We start from the raw sequence: 19,393 nt of genomic DNA on the forward strand, positions 1-19,393 counted from the left end.
GGGCGATGATGGCGCCGGCTCCCGGCCGCGCCCGTCCGCATGCTCTTCAACACCGCCCTGTTCTGGCTGTTCTTCGCTGTCTTCTTCGTGGCGTTTCACTTCGCCGCGAGGACGCGCGTGGCGAAGCTGTGGCTCGTGGTGGTGGGCAGCCTGCTCTTCTACGGCGCGTGGGACCTGCGCTGCGTGCCGCTGCTGCTGGGCACCGCGCTGCTGGACTTCTGGATCGCCCTGCGCCTGTCGCGCTCCCAGGACGAGCGGAAGCGCCGCGTGCTGCTGGCCACGAGCATCGTCGCGAACCTGGGAGTGCTGGGCTTCTTCAAGTACGCGCGCTTCTTCGCGGACTCGGCACACGGGCTGCTCGGGGCGCTGGGGGTGGCGCTGCCGGAGCCCACGTTCTCGCTCCTGCTCCCGGCGGGCATCTCCTTCTATACGTTCCAGAGCATGAGCTACACCATCGACGTCTACCGCCGGGAGCTGCCCGCACGCGAGCGCCCCGAGGAGTTCCTGGCGGCGGTGTCGTTCTTCCCGCACCTCGTGGCGGGCCCCATCATCCGCGCCTCCGTGCTGCTGCCGCAGTTCGAGCAGATGCAGGCGCCTCGCTGGGAGCAGGTGCGGCGCGGGTACCTCCTCATCGCGGTGGGACTGCTGAAGAAGACGGTGGCGGATCTGCTCGCGGGGCCCGCGGATGCGCTCTTCCACGGGTCGGGCGCCACGAGCGCGCTGGAGGCCTGGACAGGGGCGCTGGCGTTCACCGGGCAGATCTACGGGGACTTCTCCGGGTACACGGACATCGCCATCGGCGTGGCGCTGCTGCTGGGCTTCGTGCTGCCGCCCAACTTCGATCTGCCGTACCTGGCCACCTCGCCCATCGACTTCTGGCGCCGCTGGCACCTGTCACTGTCCACGTGGCTGAGGGACTACCTCTACATCCCGCTCGGAGGAAACCGAGGGCACCGCTACCGCAACCTGATGCTGACCATGCTGCTGGGCGGGCTGTGGCACGGGGCCAACTGGACCTTTGTCCTCTGGGGCCTGTACCACGGGCTGCTGCTCGTGGTGGCGCACCAGCTGGTGGATCGCTTCCCCGGGCTGAAGCAGACGCCCTCGGCGGCGGTGCTCTGGGCGAAGCGGCTGGGGACGCTGTACCTCGTGGTGCTCGGCTGGGTGCTGTTCCGCGCGGAGAGCCTGCCTGAAGCGCTCCGGGTGCTGCAGGGCATGCACATGCCCACCCTGGCCTCCAGCTTCACCTGGCCCGCCGTGCTTACCCTGCTCTTCGTGGTGGCGGGGCTCGTGCTGTGCCATGCGGCCTCGGCGCTCGCGGAGAAGACAGAGCTGCGCCAGCGCCCCATCCTGTGGCCCGTGGTGACCGCGTGTTTCGCCGTGGCCATGGTCATCGGGACGCAGGGCCACAGCTTCATCTACTTCCAGTTCTGAGCCGCCCGTGACTTCCCCCTCCCCCTCCAGCGAACGGATCGCCGCCCGGACCCTCGGGGTGGGGCTCGTGTTGCTGCTGGCTGCGCTGGGGCTGGCGCGCGGGCTCGCGGCCCTCGTGGAGCGGGGTTCGCCTCCGGAGAGACTCCACCAGTTCAGTGAAGGCACCGAGCGGCTCGTGAACTTCCTGGACGCGCTGCCGGGGATTGCTCAGCGTGACGATGCGGTGATCGTCTTCGGCTCCTCGATCATCCAGCACGGCTTCTCTCCGGAGACCTTCGAGCAACACGTGGGCGCGCCCGTCACCGCGTACAACGTGGGTTTCCCGGGCGTGGATCCCGAGACCCAGTCCCTGCTCGCGCGCAGGGTGGCGAGCACCTTCGAGCCCACCGGCCACAAGGCCCTGCTCGCCCTGGTCGAGTTCACCCCGTTCCAAGCCACGCTGGCGCGCGGCCGGGCCGTGAACTTCCGGGAGCTGTCGGCCATCAAGAAAGCCCTGCTGGCGGATCCGCTCGCACTGGCCCGGATCGCGCGGCGCTCGCCCGAGGAGGCCTCGCACCTGGCCGCGCTGCGGCTGCTGGGAGGGAGCTCGCCCAAGGTGATGAAGTCGCTCCTGGAGGACCAGTTCCTCGACAGACAGCAGCCGGACTGGTGGCCCGTGCCCGAGTCGCTCGATGCGGTCCTGTTGGAGCGCAGGGACTGGGTGACCCGCATCCACGAGGGGCGGATGGCCGCCGAGCACCGCCAGCTCCCCGAGTGGGATCCCGTGCACCGGGGCGAGGTGCGCTGGATCTTCGACGGGACGCGCGAGGACTACCTCGCCTGGGCCCGGCTGCGCAGCACCCCGGAGGCGCTGAAACCAGACCTGGAGTGGCGCATCGAGACGAGCGACATCCTGGAGCTGCGCTTCGATGAGGAACAGGTGCGGTACTTCATCGAGGCCGTGCGAGCCCTGGCCTCGGTGTCGCGGGAGACGCGGGTGGTGCTGGCGCCTCGGAACCCGGCGTGGAACCAGCCCACCCCCGGGGGCCGTGCCCGCCTGGCTGCCGTGCTGGCGCTCATCGAGAAGGAGACGGGCGCGAAGGTGCTGGACCTGGCCGAGAGCCCCGAGTTCACCGCCGAGGACTTCATCGACGTGACCCACCTCAACGAGTCGAGTGGGCGGCCCAAGTTCTCGCGTCGGCTGGCCGAGGCAGTGGCCGAGCAGTGGGGCCGGGGCGTGGCCAAGGACGCAGCCCCCTGATCTCCCGCCCCCGAGGGCGGGTATACTGGGAGTGATGACCGCGTCGACCCCTGCCCTGGCCTCTGGGCCCTCCCCTGCTACCGCCCCGCGCGGGAGCCTGCCCTTCCGGGGGCTGTGGCTCTTCTCGCCCCGGGCGGACGCGGCGTTCCTGGCGCTGCCCCTCCTGCTGACGGTGGGCTCGGCGGTGGTGAGCGCGCTGGTGGGGCTCCGGGCGGGGGACGAGGTGAACCGGCTCGCGGTCTGGACGGCGCAAAACATCCTCGGCAACGGCACCCACGTGGTGCTCACCTACCTGCTCTTCGCGGTGCACCGGGACGTGCTCACCGCCGAGGCGAAGCAGCCGCGCACCATCCTGGCGGGGACGCTGGGCATGCTGGCGGTGGGCGCGGGGTTCATCTTCACGTACTACGCGAACAAGGACGCGCACATCTACGTGGTGGGCGTGCTGTTCAACGTGTTCGGGCTGCACCACACGCTGTCGCAGCACAAGGGCTTCTGGGCGCTGCACACGCTGCGCTCGCATCAGGCCGGGCTGGGGCCGGGCAACCCTCGGGAGCGCACGCTCCAGCAGACGTACGTGCCGCTGATGCTGAGCCTCATCCTGGTGCGGCTCTTCTTCATCCCGGACTCGGCCGAGCCGGGGGCCACGCCCTACCTGGACGTGGGCCAGGGAGCACTGCTGCCCCACGGCATGCTCGCGGTGTTCCTGGCGGTGTGGCTCGGCTTCTTCGCGCTGCTGTTCCGCACGGTGCTGCGCGCGGGAAATGCCACGGGGCCCAAGGTGCTCTACCTGCTCGCGGTGGCCACGGCGACGGGGCTGACGCTCGTGTCGCCCATGTGGGGCAACGTGATGCTGCCGGCCATGCACGGGCTCGAGTACTACATGATCACCGCGCGGATGATGGAGCCGCGCGAGGGCGATCCGCCGGCCCGCCTGGGGCGCGCGTGGATCTGGCCGCTGATGATCCTCTCGATGCTGCCGCTGCTCTCGCTGGGCGTCATCCACGGGCTCATCCTGGATGGGGCGGGCCGAGGCACCCTGGGCTCGGGCGATCCGATCGGGAGCAGCTCGCACCTGGTGCTGCGGGTGCTCACGTCGCTGAGCCTCGGGGTGGTGCTGGCGCACTACTTCGCGGACGCGTTCATCTACCGGTTCCGCATCCCGAGCATCCGCAAGGTGATGCTGCGCAGGCTCGGCTTCGCGCCCGCCTCGGCCCCGGCAGCAGCCCCCATGGCCTCCGCCGCTCCGAGCGCCTCGATGCCGCCCATGGCGAGCGTGGGGTAGCCCTCTGTGAACCGACGGGCCCTGCTGCTCCCCGGACCGGCCGCACTGCTCGCCCTGTATTTCGGCGTGAAGCTCGGGGTGTCACCGCTCAAGCACTACGACTTGTTCTTCCACCTGGCGGGTGGGCGCTACGTGCTGGAGCACGGCTTCAACCGGGTGGATCCGTTCAGCGTCACGGGAACCTCGGGCTGGGTGCCGCATGAGTGGGGCTTCGGCGTGCTGGCGGTGCTGCTGACGAAGGTGCTGGGAGCGGCGGGCCCGGCGCTGCTCACGGCGTCCCTGGTGGCAGCCAACCTGATGGTGCTGTGGGCCGCGTTCGGCCGGGCAGCGCCTCGGAGGGGCCTGCTGGCGTTGGGTGCGCTCAGCCTCGTGCTCATCGTCCAGGCGTACACCTGGAGCCAGGAGCGGCCCTTCCATGTGGGCCACCTGCTGTTCGCCCTCACGGTGCTCGGAGCGCTGGCGTGGCGTGCGAGGAACGACCGCGTCCTGTGGTTCGCGCCGCTGATGGGCGTGGCGTGGGCCAACCTGCACGGGAGCTGGCTGCTGGGCCCGGTGTTCCTGGGGACCACGGCGGTGGGCCACGCGCTGGATGTGCCCGAGCAGCGCCCCCGGGCCTACCGCGCCATCGCCGCGAGCATCGTCATGTTCCTCGTGGCCGCCGTGTCTCCGAGCGGCCCGAGCATCTGGCTCTACCCCCTCCACCACTCGGTGCTGAAGTCCACGCAGAACATCAACGAGTGGGTGCCGCTGGATCTCGCGATGGGCTGGAGCTGGGCGTACCTGCTGCTGCTGGGCATCGCGATCTTCTGCGTGGGACAGGCGCCGGTGCGGCGCGTGGCCATCCTGCTGCCCGCGGTGGGGCTGGGCATCGCGGCGCTGAAGGTGCAGCGGCATGCGCCGTTTGCCTCGGTGCTCGTAGCGCTGGCACTGCTGGAGCACTCGCTGTCGGGGCGCACCTACGCGTGGCCGGAGTTCCTCCGTCGTCCGGTCCGGGCACTCGATGAGCGCTTCGCACGCTGGAGCGCCAGCGCCCAGGGAGCCATCTGGCCCGCGCTGGCGCTGCTCCTGCTGGCGGGGGTGAGCTGGCAGAGACCGGTGCCAGTGGAGCAAGGCGTGATGCGCTCGCGCTTCCCGATGGCCTGCTTCGAGGCGCTGCGCAAGCTGCCACCAGGCAAGGTGCTCAACCGCTTCATCATCGGCGGGGCCGTCTCCTACTTCGCGGGGCCGGACTACAAGGTCTTCATCGACAGCCGAAACGATCCCTTCCCCCAACCCATCCACGACGCCTACACGCATCTGGTCTGGGGCGAGCCGGGGTGGGAGGAGTCGCTCGCCCAGTACGACCCGGACTACCTCCTGTGGGACTTGGAGAACCCGGGTAACATCCTCCTCGATCAGCTCCAGGTGCGCGGCGGCTGGCGTGAGGAGGCCCGCGAGGGCAACTACGTGCTCTGGGTCCGCAACCGCTCGTCCGCGTCTTCGAGCTCACGATGAAACGCTCCACGCGCAATGCGATCACCGTCTGCGGGTTTCTGGCCATCCTGGCGCTGATCTACCGCTCGGTGTTCACCGGCCACCTGCTGGCGGGGCGGGACGTGTTCCGCATCTTCTTCCCGGACTCGGCCTTCCTGCTCGAGTCCCTGCACGCGGGCGAGCTGCCCCTGTGGAACCCGTACATGCGCCTGGGGCAGCCGTTCGCGGCGACGCTCTACTCGCAGGTGTTCTACCCGCCGCGCTGGGCGGCGGTGTTGCTCACGGGGTCCATCGCCTCGATGACGGCGATGCAGGTGTTCCACGCGGCGGTGGCAGCGGTGGGCGTGTTCCTCCTGGCGCGCCAGCTTCGGCTGTCTTGGGGGGCCTCTCTCGTCGCGGGGGCCGTGTTCGGCGTGTCGCCGATGATGACGGACCTGGGCATCCAGCAGAACGTCGTCAACGCGGCGGCTTGGAGCGGCTTCATCCTCTCCGCAGCCCGGACCACCGCAGTGAAGCCAGGACCGGGGCCTATCGCCCGGCTCGCCGTGTTCGCGACCTTGTCCCTGCTGGCGGGCTCACCGGAGACGACGCTGTGGCAGGGCATCGTGTCGCTCCTGGCGGTATGGGGGACGCGAGGGCGCGGGGTGAAAGCTCCGCAAGGTGTCGCCCAGGCGCCTCTGTGGAAGGCAGTGGCGCGGGTGGCGGGCGGCATGGCGATGGCGGCCGGGCTGTCCGCGCTGGTGCTGCTCCCGGCGGCCGAGTTCGCGGCGAACTCGCTGCGCACGAACGCGGCCAGCTTCGCGGAGCAGCGGCTGGCGTGGTCCGTGTCCTGGCCGCAGCTGCTGGCCATGGTGTGGCCGCTGGCGGATTGGCCCCGAGGCCCCTACTGGGGCGAGGACCAGTGGTTCATCCTCAACCAGTTCCTGGGCTCGGTGGCGGTCGCGCTCGCGGTGGTGGGAGCGATCGCGGGGCCTCGGAGGGCGCGGCCCTTCGCGGTAGGCGCCGTCCTGTTCGCGCTGCTGAGCCTGGGCCGCCACTTCCCTCCGGCGGCCATGGTGTTGCACCTGCCGCCATTCTCGCTGTTCCGCTACCCGGCGAAGTACTTCGTGGGTGCTGCGTTCTGCATCTCGCTGCTGTCCGGCTTCGGCCTGGAGGCCATGGGGCGGCTGTCCCGGCACGTGAGGCCGTCACTGCTTCGAGCGGTACTGGCGTTCATCGGAATGGGCGTGGCCATCGGCGTGGCCGGGCCCATCGTCAAGCGGCTGCCGATGCGCGAGTCCGCCGAGGCCGGCGTCACCTGGCCGCTGCTCTTCCTGGGGTTGGCCACGGCGTTCCTGTTCGTCCTGCGGGACTCCTACGCACGCCCGAGCCGCGTGAGGCATGCCCTGGCGGCGCTGGCGGTGCTGGAGCTGGTGGCGGCGCATCACCTGCTCACGGTGCCGAAGTACTCGCCCTACGAGCCGCTGGCGCGCACCTCGCTCATTCGTCAGAAGCTGCCCGACTTGCTCGAAGGCCGCATCAGCGCGGACATCGAGGGACCTGCGGATCCGACCAAAGTGCCCGCTGCTGTGTCCCGCACCATCGAGCAGAGCCGGGATCGGCTCATCCCAAACCGCTTCGTCGAGGAGCGGCTGCCCGCGCTAGAGGGCTATGGAGCGCCCGAGCTCGCCCGGAGCGATGTGTTCCACCTGGCGGGCGAGCGCAGCGTGTACGACCTGACCGGAGTCACCTGGTACGTGCGCCAGGGGCCGCCTCCTTATGAGGACCTGGAACTGCTCCAGACGCTGGAGGACGGCACCACGCTCTCGCGCTCGAAGACAGCCCTGCCCCGGGCCTTCCTTGTCCAGAAGGCCCAAGTGGTACCGGACGAGGAGGCGCTCAAGGCGGTGACCGATTCCGCGGAGCCTTTCCGCCACACTGTCTTCCTGGCCACAGGAGAGCCCTTGGACCGGCCCGAGTGTGGAGGCCAGACGCGGATCGTGGACTCGGGAGCACAGCGGCTGGAACTGGAAGTGGTGGCGTGCGACGAGAGCTACCTCGTGGTCAGCGACAGCCACTACCCCGGCTGGCGAGCGACGCTCGATGGGGCCTCAGTACCCCTGCACCGCGCCAACTACGCCCTGAGAGCCGTGCGCCTCCCCGCCGGCACCCACAAGGTGCGCTTCGAGTACGCACCGCTGAGCTTCCGGGCAGGAGTTGCCCTCTCCCTGCTCTCCCTGAGCGGGCTGATGGCCGCTCTCTTCCTGGCCCGCCGCCGTACCGGCTCGTGAGTCAGAGCAATGTCCGGCACTTCCTTACATGAGAGCCGCGAACCCCCGTGCATTGGTCCATGAACAGGGCTATCTTTAGACCAGAATATTGACCATCGGAGCGCCCATGAAGCCCCTTCAGGTCTCAGAGGACATCCTGCCGATCGCCGAGTTCAAAACCCGGGCATCCGAGGTCGTCCGCAAGCTGAGGGAGCATCGACGGCCCGTCGTCATCACCCAGGGTGGCAAGCCGGCCGCAGTGCTGCTGGCTCCCGAAGAGTTCGACCAGTTGGCGTCCCGAGCCCGGTTCCTTGAAGCCGTTCACGAGGGGCTCGCGGATGCCGAGGCAGGCCGGGTTCTCTCGGATGAAGAACTCGGTGCCATTCTGGACGAGCAGTTGGGGAAGCCCAAGGCGTGAGCGCCGCCCGCCGTGTCTTCTGGTCGCGCCGGGCGAAAGATGATCTTCTCGGAATAGCCCGCTTCATCGGTGCAGACAATCCGGCCGCTGCCCAAGCATGGGTCGAGAAGCTGCGCGAGCAGGCGCGGCGGGTAGCAAGCACGCCCAAAGCCGGTAGGCGTGTTCCTGAAGTGGGGCGCGAGGACCTTCGAGAGGTGTTGTTGCGAAACTACCGCATCGTCTACCGCATCCAAACCGACGGGATCGTGGTGCTCACGGTATTCGAGAGCCACCGTCTGTTCCCGGGAGATCTCCCGCTGGGAGAAGACTGAGCAAGCACTGTGCACCCCATGGAGCAACGGGGGGCACCTGCTGCACAATAGAGCTCGCACCATGACCGCTCGCACCGAGAACCTGAATGTCGTTGGCTTCGACCACATGCCCTCGCCCACCGAGATCAAGGCGCGAGTGCCAATGACTCCCCGGGCGGCCGAGACCGTGCTCGCTGGCCGCCGAGCGCTGATGGACATCCTCGATCGCAAGGACCCGCGCCTGTTCGTCATCGTCGGCCCTTGCTCCATTCATGATCCGGTGGCGGGAATCGACTACGCGCGCCGGCTGAAGGGGCTCGCCGAGGAGGTGAAGGAGACCATCCAGGTGGTCATGCGCGTGTACTTCGAGAAGCCGCGCACCTCCACGGGCTGGAAGGGCTTCATCAACGACCCACGGATGGATGACTCCTTCCACATCGAGGAGGGCATGGAGCGTGGCCGCCGCTTCTTGCTGGACGTGGCAGAGGTGGGCCTGCCCGCCGCCACCGAGGCGCTCGATCCCATCGCTCCGCAGTACTACGGCGACCTCATCTCCTGGACCGCCATCGGCGCACGCACCGCCGAGTCCCAGACGCACCGCGAGATCGCCTCCGGGCTCTCCACGCCGGTGGGCTTCAAGAATGGAACGGACGGCTCGCTGGAGGCCGCCGTCAACGGAGTGCTCTCCGCCTCCCGACCGCACAGCTTCCTGGGGCTGAGCGAGAGCGGCGCGTCGGCAATCATTCGCACCCGGGGCAACAGCTACGGCCACCTGGTGCTGCGCGGCGGTGCGGGGCGGCCCAACTACGACACGGTCTCGGTCTCACTCGCCGAGCAGGCGCTCTCCAAGGCGAAGCTGCCGGTCAACATCGTGGTCGACTGCTCCCACGCCAACTCCTGGAAGAAGCCGGAGCTGCAGCCGCTCGTCATGCGCGACGTGATGCACCAGATCCGCGAGGGCAACCGCTCCATCCTCGGCGTCATGATCGAGAGCTTCCTCGAGGCGGGCAACCAGCCCATCCCCTCGGACCTGTCGAAGCTGCGCTACGGCTGCTCGGTGACGGATGCTTGCGTGGACTGGGCCACCACCGAGGAGATGCTGCGCAGCACCCACAACGTGCTGCGCGACGTGATCAAGGCCCGCGGCAAGGCGGCGTAGCGCCGGGCCCCGACGGGCGGCTCCATCCGAGCGGACCGGTGATATAGCGGCCAAAGGAGGAGTCCCTCATGTCACGTAAAGTCGCCCTGATCACCGGCGCATCCGCAGGCCTGGGAGAGCAGTTCGCTCAGCTCTTCGCCCGCGATGGGCACGACGTCATCCTGGTCGCACGCACCGCCTCGAAGCTGGAGGCGCTGGCCTCCAAGCTGGAGCAGGAGCACAAGGTGAAGGCCCACGTGCTCGCGGCCGACCTCACCCGCCCCGAGGAGCCCCAGCGCATCTTCGACGAGGTGCGCTCCCGCCAGTTGGAGGTGGAGTTCCTCGTGAACAACGCGGGCTTCGGCTCCTCGGGCCCCTTCCTCGAGCAGAACCTGGCGCGCGAAGAGGAGATGGTGGAGGTGAACTGCACCGCGCTGCTCAAGCTGACGTGGCTGTTCGCCAAGCCCATGAAGGAGCGCGGCAGCGGCCGCATCCTCAACATCGCCTCCACCGCGGGCTTCCAGTCGGGGCCGTACATGGCCACCTACTTCGCGACGAAGGCGTTCGTCATCTCGTTCTCCGAGGCGCTCGCGTACGAGCTCAAGGGCTCCGGCGTCACCGTGACGTGCCACTGCCCCGGCGCCACGCACACGGAGTTCGCCTTGCGAGCCGGCACCGAGAAGAGCCGCCTCTTCCAGCGGCCCGGCGTCGCCCAGGCTCCGGACGTGGCCGCGGACGCCTATACCTCCATGATGAAGGGCCGGGTGCTCGCCATCCACGGCGCGCTCAACTGGATCACCTCGTTCGGCGGGCGCTTCGCTCCGCGTGCGATGGTGCGCTCCATCACGGCCAGCCTCAACCGCTCGGCGTAGCGCGGCGGGAAGGGAACTCCGGCCCCAGAAAAGCAGAAAGGCGGCCGCGAGCCCTCTCGGACCCGCGCCGCCTTTTCGAGCCAGGAAGGTGCCCCGCCAATGCGGGGCTCCCACCGGCCAGCGAGAACTAGTAGGCGTTGTTCTCGGCGAAGCTCTTCATCGTCTTCTTGTTCAGGGCGGCGTTGGAGCTCGCGCCGTCGTTGGCCACGCTGGAGTTACCGGCGAGGGCCGCGGCAGAAGCGCCGAACAGCTTGCGGATGTTGTCGCCGAACAGGGTGATCACGCCGATGGCGGCGATCGCGATGAGGGCAACGATGATGATGTACTCGGTCATGCCTTGACCACGGGCCTTGCGCAGATTCTTCTTCGGCATCGCCTTCATGAGAGACTCCTGGGGGTATTGGCGGTGGGAGACGGCACCCATCAGCAACGAGGGCAAGCGGACAGTAGATGGATCAGGCAACCCATACCATCCGTCATCGGGAGGATGGGTGGAAATACCTGAAATTCATGAGAAATGAGCCTCCCAGGACCCTCACGGAGACCCCGGAGCACCCGATAAAGGTGCACCCGGAGCGGATCCTCGAGCAGTGCTACAGGCCTGTGGAATGGCATCGCAGAGCGTCTTGAGGGACTTGGCGAGCTCGGCGTCCTCGGGGTGAGCAGACACCATCCGCTGGCCCAGGTCCACGGCCTCGGAGAGCCCGGTGACGGGGGTCCAGGCGGTGCGCGAGGCCCAGGCCTTGGCCGCCACCACGCGCAGCCAGGCGGAGATGAAGCGCGGATCATCCTTGCCGCGCTCCAGAGCGGGCGCGAGCACGGACTCGGCCAGCGTCACGTCCTTCTGGGCCAAGGTGGTGTGGGCCAGGGCCACGCGGGCCTCCAGGCTGTCCGGGTCCAGCGAGTGCCAGAGCGCGGCAGCCCCGCGGATCAGCGGATCATTGATGGCGTGGTTGTGGTCCAGGTTGCGGTACAGGTCCGCGGCCTGCTTCGCGGTGGGCGGGTGCTCCTGGAGGTAGCGGTGGATCCACAGCCGGGAGCCTCCATCGGGGCCCCGGCGCTCGTCGTGGACGCGCGTCTCCTGGTTCTGGAGGAAGAAGGCCACCGGCGCGGCGTACTCGAGCAGGTTGCGGTCGTCCGTATTGATGGGGCCGATACCGGCGAACTCGCGCTGGCCCTCGTCGCTGTGGACCTGCTTGGCCAGCAGGCCGAAGACGTCATGGATGTCGGTGCGGCCCAGGTCCTCGCGCACCTCGGGGATGGCGAGGCGCTCGGCGACCTTCTGAGCGTCGAACTCCAGCGGCTTGCGGCTGGCCACGAGGATGAGGTCCGTGGGCCCCAGCCACGTGGTGGCGTACGGGAACGTGTCGCGCAGGGTGCGCATGACCAGCTTGATGATCTCTTCGCTGCTCTCGTAGGTGTGGATCCACTGGACGAAGATGCCGTCCTCGGTGAGGTGCTGGTCGGCGATGCGGAAGAAGTCCTGCGAGAAGAGGCCGGAGACGCCCGCCACCCAGGGGTTGGACGGCTCGCTGATGATGAGCTCGTACTTGCGAGGGGCCAGCGCCATGAACGTCTTCGCGTCGTCGATGTGAACGTGCGTGCGCGGATCATCCACGCCGTTGCGGTTCACGGCCTTGAAGAGGCGGGCGGCCTCCACCACGGCGGGGGAGATCTCCACCATGTCCAGGTGCTTGACGGGGTGCGCGAGCACCGAGCCGGCGGTGACGCCCGAGCCCGCGCCGACCAGGAGCACGTTCTCCGGGGGGCGCGGGTGCAGCAGCATGCCCAGGTGGCCAGCGATGATCTGCGTCTCCATGTCCAGGCCGGTGGAGGCGTCCACCTTGCCGTTGAGCTTGAGGTAGCGGTGTCCGTTCTTCAGCTCGCCCACGAGCACGGTGGCGAAGGTGTCGTCCTGGTAGAAGAGGGACTGGGAGTTCTGCTCGAAGGTGTTGACGGCGGCGGCGTAGCTGGCGGGCGGCGTCTCCAGCACGCGGAACGAGGCGATGCCGGACAGGGTGACGGCCCAGCCGCTCATCGGCAGCAGGAACAGCACGCCACAGGCGGCTCCGAGCCCCAGCGGCCAGAAGGCCTTGACGGGTTGGGCGGGGCGTCCAGGCACAGCGGCGAAGGCCACGCCCGCGGCAATGAGGTTGCCCACGAGCCCAGCGATGAAGTTGCCCTCCATGCCCCACCACGGCATCAGCACGAGCCCGCCCAGGGCGGCGCCGGTGATGGTGCCTAGCGTGTTCCACAGGTAGACACCCCCGAGCTGCCGGCCCACCTCGGCCACCTTGGCGGTGGCCACACGCGCCGCAGCGGGGAAGGCCGCGCCCATGAAGAAGGTGGGGATGATGAGCACGAGGCAGCAGAACGCGAACGTGAGCAGCTGGTAGTACGACCAGGAGTCCAGCGACCGGTTCATCAAGAACTGCGCCTTGCGGAACAGGTACGGCAGCCGGACATAGAGCGGCAACGCCACGCACACGCTGGCCACCAGCGCCACCTGGAGCCACGCGAACAGCCGCAGCAGATCTCCCCTGCCCTTGCGCGTCATCAGCCAGAAGCTGCCCAGGCCGATGCCGAGGATGAACGCCGTGAGGATGAGGGTGAACGCGTAGGTGGAGGCGCCCAGGACCAGGGACAGCAGGCGGATCCACGTCACCTGATAGAGCATGGACGTAAAGCCGGACAGCGCCACGCCCAGCAGGGCCGCTCGAACCGCCGCGTGGGGGTAGGACAGCTCATCCCCGCTCTCGGCCGCCGCACCTTCGGCTGGAGCCTGCGAGCCCAGCGCGGGCGGGTGCTTCCGAGCCAGCGCAATGGCCCCGAGCGCCAGGAGGATGTTGAGGCTGGCAGCCAGCTTCGCGGACAGCGACAGGCCCAGCGCCGGCACCAGACTCACGCCGGCCAGGAACACGCCCAGGGCGGCCCCCAGGCTGTTGATGGCGTACAGGCGGGCCAGCTCGCGCCGGACATGGGCCAGGGTGGCGGAGAAGTGACGCACCAGGGCAGGCAGCGTGCCCCCCATCAACATGGTGGGCACCACCAGGGACAGCGCGGCCAGGCCCAGCTTGGGCACCACGCGCACCCCATCCGGCACCTTCACCGCCACGGCGAGATAGGCCGCGCTGAGCACCTCCAGCACCGAGGGGAACAGGAGCGCATAGAGACCCACCCCCAGCTCCAGCAGGCCGTACATGGCCAGGGGGCTCTTCACCCGGTCGGCTGTTCGCCCGAAGACATATGCCCCCAGCGCCAGCCCGCCCATGAAGGTGGCCAGCACCACGGCGTGGGCTTGTCCGCTATTCCCGAGGACGTTGGCCAGGTACTTCGACCAGACGAGCTCGTAGACGAGGGCCGTGGCCCCGGACAGGAAGAGGAAGCTTGAAACCAGATTCTTCGGGAAACCCGTGGCACCGTGCATGGGGACAGCGCGGAACCTTACTCTGTATGTTCACGGCCAACCAATGAACGCCCAGCTCCTCCAAGCCGTCCAGCTTGTCTGGTCCCCGAGCCTGCGGGTGACCCGTGCTGAAGGCGACTGCTCCACCGTGCTCCGCCGCTCCCCCAAGGAGCTCACGGATGCCCCCTTGCACGTGGCGCTCGGCACCACCCCGGAGCGGGCTCGCGAACTGGACGCCCGAGCCCGGGAGGACCGCCGCGCCGTGGAGTTCATCTCCGCCCGTGTCGGCACCGAAGAGCCCATTCCCCTGCGACTGGTGCTCGGCCTGGAGGCGGGCGAGGCCACGGCCGCCATCCAGGACCTCGACGGCCTGCTCGACGGCGCTCCGCCGGTGCAGATCTCCCGGCTCTCCTCCTCGCTGAGCCATGAGATTCGCAACCCCCTGAGCTCCGTGAAGATGGCCGTGCAGACGCTTCAGCGGAAGACGGACCTCAACGACCGGGACAAGCGCCGGCTGACCATCGCCAACCGGGAGATCCGCACCATGGAGCGGATGCTCTGGCTGCTCTCCGAGTACGGCCGGGACAGCGTGCCCCACCTGGATCAGCAGCCCCTGCGCAACGTCCTCCAGGAGGCGCAGACCATGGTGGCCCCCGAGCTGGCCGAGCGCCACATCGAGCTGCGCGTGGACGAGGCACCCGAGCTGCCCCGGGTCTTGGTGGACCTTGCCCGGCTGAGGCCCGTGCTGGCCCAGCTGCTGCTCAACATCGCCATGGGCCTGCCCGAGAACTCCCACGTGGAAGTCCTACTGCGCCCGGGGCCCTCCAGCCGGCCCCAGCTGGTGCTCAAGGACCCCACCGCCGCCCTCCCCCCGGAGGAGCGAGGCACCCTCTTCGAGCCCTTCGGCTCCCGGCTGGCCAGGGGGGCGGGGCTCTCCCTCGCGGCGTTGCGGCGTGTCATGCTGAACCAGGGAGGCGATATCTCGGCCGAGGGAACAGCCGAGCCCGGCATGGTGTTCACACTCACCTTCGCCGTGTGAAGCGAGCCGCATGGAGACCCTTCTCATCATCGATGACGACGTGGGGCTCCTGGAGAGCCTCCAGATGCACTTCGAGGAGATCCTCCAGGATGGCGCGCCGCGCTACCACGTGGTGACGGCCACCAACGCCGCCGCGGGCCTCAAGGCCGCCCAGGAGTCCATGCCCAGCGTGGTCATCCTGGACATGATGCTGCCGGACCGCAGCGGCCTGGAGATCATCGAGGAGCTCAAGACGCTCTGCGGCGACGCCCGCATCATCCTCGTCACCGCGCACCACGACATGGAGACGACGATCCGGGCCATGAAGGCCGGGGCGTTCGACTACATCCACAAGCCCTTCCCCGAGCCGGCCGCCTTGGACTTGGTGGTGGACCGGGCACTGGAGTACCGGCAGCTGTCGCGCCGGGCCGCCTCGGTGAGCGTGGAGAGCGCCGCCGCGCGCCTGGGTGACATCGTCGGCACCAGCCCGCTCATGCAGCAGCTGGTGAAAGAGATCGGCAAGGTGACGAGCAGCCACGCCACCGTGCTCATCAACGGCGAGAGCGGCACGGGCAAGGAGCTGTTCGCCCGTGTCATCCACAACTACTCGTACGACGAGCAGAAGCCCTTCATCGGCATCAACTGCTCGGCCATCGTGGACACGCTCTTGGAGAGCGAGCTGTTCGGCCACGAGAAGGGCGCCTTCACCGGGGCCAACGTCACCAAACAGGGCAAGTTCGAGGTTGCCGAGGACGGCACCGTCTTCCTGGACGAGATCGGCGACATGTCGCTGATGCTCCAGTCCAAGCTGCTGCGCGTGCTGCAAGAGCGCGAGTTCGAGCGCGTGGGCGGGGTGAAGAAGCTCAAGCTGCGCGCCCGCGTCATCGCCGCCACCCACCGCCACCTGGCCGAGGAGGTGGCCGCGGGCCGCTTCCGCGAGGACCTCTACCAGCGCCTCAAGGTCATCACCCTGCACATCCCCCCGCTGCGCGAGCGCCGCGAGGACATCCCCCTGCTCGTCCACCACCTGCTGGAGCGCATCAACGAGAAGGTGCACAAGCGGGTGACGCGCGTGCCCCCGGAGGTTCTCGCGCACCTCACCCGCCTGCCCTGGCGTGGCAACGTGCGTGAGCTGGAGAACGTGCTCACCCGCGCCGTGGTGCTCGCCCCGGGCGAGGTGCTGCTCGGCGATGACTTGCCCGCCCTGGAGCCCAGCTCCCCCGAGCCAGGCCGCGCCACCCACACCCCTACCCCGGTGCCGCTGCTCGCCGCGCCGCCTGTGGATGATGCCAGTCAGATCCCTACCCTGGAGGAGGCCGAGCGCATGCTCATCCAGCGCGCCATGGCCGTCACCAAGGGGCATAAAGGCAAGGTCTGTCAGATCCTCGGCATCAGCCGGCCCACGCTGGAGCGCAAACTCCAGAAATACGGGCTAGCCCCGTCGGTCCCTTCGTCGATCGGTGGACAGGGTTAGCGTCTCGTTGAACCCCGTCCCCTTCCGGACACTGTCGCACCTCGGACAAAGCGCCCGCCGAATTGAACGTTTCGTTCACGTTGATCAGACTGTTTGAACGTTCTGTTTCAAATTTCGGACACAGCGAGGCCGAAAATTCGACAGCCTGTCGCTAAGTACCCGGCATTGCTCGGTTTGTTACCCCGGCAGCATTGCAAACGGCCCTGGCACAGTCCTTGGAAGAGGTTCCTGCGTTCGCTCCCGGGGATTTCCCCAACCCTTCCCACTCGTTCGCAGGAGTCACTCAATGCACGGCTTCAACCGCCCTCTCGGCCCCATCGGTTCCAACGTCGTCGCCCCGCTGCAGACCACCAGCTCCGGAATGATGGTGACGGCGAACAAGATCGTCCCCGGCCAGGAGGCGATCGACTTCAAGGGCTACTTCAAGGTTGAGTCCTTCCCGCACAACTCGGTCATCTACCGCTACGGCGACACGACGGACCGCGTGTACCTGCTGAAGTCGGGCCGCGTGCGCCTGATGCGCGTGGGCAAGAACGGCACCCGCTCGGTGGTGAGCATCCTGCGCCCTGGCGAGATCTTCGGCGAGGTGTTCCGCCCCGAGGGTACCTCCATCGAGGAGATGGCGATTGCCTCCGGCGAGGCCGAGGTGTGGTCCATCGAGGGCCGTGACTTCCGCGCTCAGCTCGAGGCCCGCCCGGCCCCGGCGCTGGACGTGGTTCGCGCCTACGCCGAGCGCGTGCGCGCCCTGCGCAAGCGCGTGCTGGGCCTGACGTTCAAGGAGGTGCCGGCCCGGCTGGCGGACACCCTGCTCACGCTGGTCGAGGCGCACGGCGAGCGCTGCCCGCACGGCGGTGAGACGGACCTGCGCGGCATTACGCAGCAGGATCTGGCGGACCTGGTGGGCGCCTCGCGCTCGTTCGTGTCCACGCTCATCAACGAGATGAAGCGGGACGGCGTGCTGGGCAACGTGGGCCGCATCCTCTGCGTGCGCGACCAGAAGGCGCTGCGGAAGATCGCGGGCAAGGAGAAGTAGACCCTGCCCACCTGAAGCCAGAGCGAACACGAACGGGCTCGGCCGCGGGAAGCGGTCGGGCCCGTTGTGCTTTGCGGGGTGGCGAGCAGAGCGGTGCAGACGATTCCCCCCACGAAGGCCCGGGCGCCGCTATCCTCCCCGCCCCTGCCCTCTCACCCTGGGAACCATGAGCTCCTCCGCCGAGACGACTCCGCACCGCACCTACACCGAGCGCCGCACCGCCGCCCAGGCGAAGCTGGCGGAGCTGGATCAGGTCAGCGCGCGCTACGCGAACCTGCGGGGGCTCACGTTCCTGGCGGCGGCGGGAATCTCGGGGCTGATCCTGTTTGGGAAGCTGGCGAAGCCATACTGGTGGGCGGTGGCGGGAGCGGTGGCGGCCTATGGAGTGCTGGCCGTGCTGCACCACTACGTGTTCCGCCGCGAGGCCCGGGAGCGGTTGTACGTCACGTTGAATGAGCGAGGGCTGGACCGGCTCAGCGGTGCGTGGCGCGAGTTCACGGAGCGAGGAGAGCGCTTCCTCTCCCCGGCCCACCTCTATACGCCGGACCTGGATGTGTTCGGCCAGGCCAGCCTGTTCCAGCTGTTGAACGAAACGGCGACCCGGTCCGGAGAGGAGCGGCTCGCGTCCTGGCTGTCCGCCCCCGCACGGGCCGAAGAGGTGGGAGCGAGGCAGGGAGCGGCTCGCGAGCTGGCTCCGCTCATGGACTTCCGGCAGGACCTGTGCGTCGAGGCGCGGGTGGTGTCCAAGGAGAAGGCGGATCCCCACCAGTTCATTCAATGGGCCGAGGCAGGCCCTTCGCTCGATGCCATCCGCTGGTCCCGGAAGGTGGCGCTCCTCCTGCCGCCCATCACCCTGGCGCTCTACGTGCTGGGGCAGCTCGAGGTGGTGCCGCGCTGGCTGTGGTGGGTGGGCCTCTTCGCGCAGCTGGGCGTGGCGGTGGCCACCCGCCGTGCACTCCGAGAGATGGAGGAGCGCATGTCGGCCGGGGAGCACGGCTTCGTGCGCTACGCGCCGCTGTTCGAGCGCATCGAGCGCCAGGAGCTGAGCCACCCGCTGCTGAAGCAGCTCCAGTCCGGGCTGCAGCGCGCGGGAGAGCCCTCCGTCTCCACGCACTTCCACCGGTTCAGCCGGCTCTATTCCTTCGTCGAGTTCAAGCGGCACCAGTTCCACCCGGTGGTGCACCTGCTGACGCTCTGGGACATCCACGCCCTGTTCGCGCTGGAGGCGTGGCGGGCGCGGCACGGCAAGGAGGTGCGCGGGTGGTTCGAGGCGCTGGCGGAGCTGGAGGCGCTCTCGTGCCTTGCGGGCTTCGCGCATGACCGCCCCACGTTCGTCTGGCCCACGCTCGTGTCCGAAGGGCCTCGCGTGGAGGCGAAGGAGCTGAGCCACCCGCTGCTGGACGACCCGGTGCCCAATGACGTGAGCCTGCCGGGGCCTCGACACGCGCTGCTCATCACCGGCTCCAACATGTCCGGGAAGACGACGCTGATGAGAGCAGTGGGAGCCAACGTGGTGCTGGCGCTGGCGGGAGCGCCTGTCCACGCGAGGGAGTTCACCCTGTCACCGCTGCAGGTGCTCACGAGCATGCGCGTGAAGGACTCGTTGGAGCGCGGCGTGTCCTACTTCTACGCGGAGGTGCAGCGCATCAAGGCGGTGCTGGATGCGGCCCAGGCGGCCAAGGGCCAGTGCCTGTTCCTGCTGGATGAAATCCTCCTGGGCACCAACACACGCGAGCGCCAGATCGCCTCGCGCGAGGTGCTGCGGCTGCTGCTGGGCACGGGGGCATGCGGGGCGGTGACGACGCACGATCTGTCCCTCGCCGCGCTGGCGGACGAGCCGGGCGCGCACGTGGTGAACGTCCACTTCCGCGACCATCTGGAGAACGAGAAGATGGTGTTCGACTACAAGCTGCGCCTGGGCGTGGTGGACACGACCAACGCGCTCCGGGTGCTGCGCATGGCCGGGGTCCCCGTCACGGAGGCGGAGGAGCCCGCGACGCAGCGGACGTCCTGAGGCTCTTCGTGTGCTGGAAGGTGTGGCCAGTCGCTTGCAGTGAGCCGAG

Annotated in this window: 15 protein-coding genes; 13 read left to right on the forward strand and 2 right to left on the reverse strand. The window is 68.6% G+C overall.

Features of this window, described 5'->3' with window-relative positions:
• Positions 1-39 precede the first annotated feature (39 nt).
• From DB31_RS02650 to DB31_RS02685, 9 genes are all read left to right on the forward strand, one after another.
• On the forward strand, positions 40-1,434 hold the full coding sequence (locus DB31_RS02650) for an MBOAT family O-acyltransferase (protein WP_044181446.1): 1,395 nt from the start codon (positions 40-42) through the stop codon (positions 1,432-1,434).
• Positions 1,435-1,441: 7 nt separating this feature from the next.
• Positions 1,442-2,674, forward strand: coding sequence for a hypothetical protein (locus DB31_RS02655; protein WP_157231758.1), 1,233 nt, complete (start codon positions 1,442-1,444; stop codon positions 2,672-2,674).
• Positions 2,675-2,708: 34 nt separating this feature from the next.
• Positions 2,709-3,959 (forward strand): hypothetical protein, encoded by a 1,251-nt coding sequence (locus DB31_RS02660; protein WP_063769180.1) that lies wholly within the window; start codon positions 2,709-2,711, stop codon positions 3,957-3,959.
• A gap of 6 nt (positions 3,960-3,965) precedes the next feature.
• Entirely contained in the window at positions 3,966-5,453 is a 1,488-nt protein-coding gene (locus DB31_RS02665; protein WP_044181453.1) for a hypothetical protein, read from the forward strand.
• Positions 5,450-7,702, forward strand: a complete 2,253-nt coding sequence (locus DB31_RS02670) for a YfhO family protein (protein ID WP_044181457.1) — start codon at positions 5,450-5,452, stop codon at positions 7,700-7,702. Before DB31_RS02665 ends, DB31_RS02670 begins: the two co-directional genes overlap by 4 nt.
• Before the next feature lie 106 nt (positions 7,703-7,808).
• A complete protein-coding gene (locus DB31_RS02675; protein WP_044181460.1) occupies positions 7,809-8,099 on the forward strand; it encodes a type II toxin-antitoxin system Phd/YefM family antitoxin in 291 nt (96 codons plus the stop codon).
• Positions 8,096-8,410 (forward strand): type II toxin-antitoxin system RelE/ParE family toxin, encoded by a 315-nt coding sequence (locus DB31_RS46255; RefSeq protein WP_075305825.1) that lies wholly within the window; start codon positions 8,096-8,098, stop codon positions 8,408-8,410. Before DB31_RS02675 ends, DB31_RS46255 begins: the two co-directional genes overlap by 4 nt.
• Before the next feature lie 61 nt (positions 8,411-8,471).
• On the forward strand, positions 8,472-9,548 hold the full coding sequence (locus tag DB31_RS02680) for a 3-deoxy-7-phosphoheptulonate synthase (RefSeq protein ID WP_044181463.1): 1,077 nt from the start codon (positions 8,472-8,474) through the stop codon (positions 9,546-9,548).
• Between the two features lie 68 nt (positions 9,549-9,616).
• Entirely contained in the window at positions 9,617-10,399 is a 783-nt protein-coding gene (locus DB31_RS02685; protein WP_044181466.1) for an SDR family NAD(P)-dependent oxidoreductase, read from the forward strand.
• 127 nt (positions 10,400-10,526) lie between these two features.
• Here the strand turns inward: DB31_RS02685 and DB31_RS02690 are convergent, their stop codons facing one another.
• Together DB31_RS02690 and DB31_RS02695 are read right to left on the reverse strand one after the other, a co-directional pair.
• Positions 10,527-10,781 carry a hypothetical protein gene (locus DB31_RS02690; protein WP_044181470.1) on the reverse strand — a complete coding sequence of 85 codons (255 nt, stop codon included), beginning with the start codon at positions 10,779-10,781 and terminating at the stop codon, positions 10,527-10,529.
• Between the two features lie 153 nt (positions 10,782-10,934).
• The gene (locus tag DB31_RS02695) at positions 10,935-13,826 is read right to left on the reverse strand and encodes a spermine/spermidine synthase domain-containing protein (protein ID WP_044181472.1); all 2,892 of its coding nucleotides are present in this window, start codon (positions 13,824-13,826) and stop codon (positions 10,935-10,937) included.
• A gap of 43 nt (positions 13,827-13,869) precedes the next feature.
• Here DB31_RS02695 and DB31_RS02700 point away from each other — a divergent pair, with 43 nt between their 5' ends.
• The 4 genes from DB31_RS02700 to DB31_RS02715 all read left to right on the forward strand — a co-directional run bounded on the left by DB31_RS02700 (position 13,870) and on the right by DB31_RS02715 (position 19,344).
• Positions 13,870-14,844 (forward strand): sensor histidine kinase, encoded by a 975-nt coding sequence (locus DB31_RS02700; protein ID WP_083967975.1) that lies wholly within the window; start codon positions 13,870-13,872, stop codon positions 14,842-14,844.
• A 10-nt stretch (positions 14,845-14,854) separates the two neighbouring features.
• A complete protein-coding gene (locus tag DB31_RS02705; RefSeq protein WP_044181477.1) occupies positions 14,855-16,297 on the forward strand; it encodes a sigma-54-dependent transcriptional regulator in 1,443 nt (480 codons plus the stop codon).
• A gap of 286 nt (positions 16,298-16,583) precedes the next feature.
• A complete protein-coding gene (gene mrpC / locus DB31_RS02710) occupies positions 16,584-17,330 on the forward strand; it encodes a Crp/Fnr family transcriptional regulator MrpC (RefSeq protein WP_044181480.1) in 747 nt (248 codons plus the stop codon).
• Positions 17,331-17,496: 166 nt separating this feature from the next.
• Complete coding sequence (locus DB31_RS02715; RefSeq protein ID WP_044181483.1) at positions 17,497-19,344, forward strand: MutS-related protein; 1,848 nt, start codon at positions 17,497-17,499, stop codon at positions 19,342-19,344.
• Positions 19,345-19,393 lie beyond the last annotated feature (49 nt).

Source organism: Hyalangium minutum (genome assembly GCF_000737315.1).
In the GTDB taxonomy this organism is placed as follows: domain Bacteria; phylum Myxococcota; class Myxococcia; order Myxococcales; family Myxococcaceae; genus Hyalangium; species Hyalangium minutum.

What these genes read in the sequence shown, in the direction of transcription:
- DB31_RS02650 (WP_044181446.1), top strand. Translation starts at nt 40, where the DNA reads ATGCTCTTCAACACCGCCCTGTTCTGGCTGTTCTTCGCTGTCTTCTTC.
- DB31_RS02660 (WP_063769180.1), top strand. Translation starts at nt 2,709, where the DNA reads ATGACCGCGTCGACCCCTGCCCTGGCCTCTGGGCCCTCCCCTGCTACC.
- DB31_RS02670 (WP_044181457.1), top strand. Translation starts at nt 5,450, where the DNA reads ATGAAACGCTCCACGCGCAATGCGATCACCGTCTGCGGGTTTCTGGCC.
- DB31_RS02675 (WP_044181460.1), top strand. Translation starts at nt 7,809, where the DNA reads ATGAAGCCCCTTCAGGTCTCAGAGGACATCCTGCCGATCGCCGAGTTC.
- DB31_RS02680 (WP_044181463.1), top strand. Translation starts at nt 8,472, where the DNA reads ATGACCGCTCGCACCGAGAACCTGAATGTCGTTGGCTTCGACCACATG.
- DB31_RS02685 (WP_044181466.1), top strand. Translation starts at nt 9,617, where the DNA reads ATGTCACGTAAAGTCGCCCTGATCACCGGCGCATCCGCAGGCCTGGGA.
- DB31_RS02690 (WP_044181470.1), bottom strand. Translation starts at nt 10,781, where the DNA reads ATGAAGGCGATGCCGAAGAAGAATCTGCGCAAGGCCCGTGGTCAAGGC.
- DB31_RS02695 (WP_044181472.1), bottom strand. Translation starts at nt 13,826, where the DNA reads ATGCACGGTGCCACGGGTTTCCCGAAGAATCTGGTTTCAAGCTTCCTC.
- DB31_RS02700 (WP_083967975.1), top strand. Translation starts at nt 13,870, where the DNA reads ATGAACGCCCAGCTCCTCCAAGCCGTCCAGCTTGTCTGGTCCCCGAGC.
- DB31_RS02705 (WP_044181477.1), top strand. Translation starts at nt 14,855, where the DNA reads ATGGAGACCCTTCTCATCATCGATGACGACGTGGGGCTCCTGGAGAGC.
- mrpC (WP_044181480.1), top strand. Translation starts at nt 16,584, where the DNA reads ATGCACGGCTTCAACCGCCCTCTCGGCCCCATCGGTTCCAACGTCGTC.
- DB31_RS02715 (WP_044181483.1), top strand. Translation starts at nt 17,497, where the DNA reads ATGAGCTCCTCCGCCGAGACGACTCCGCACCGCACCTACACCGAGCGC.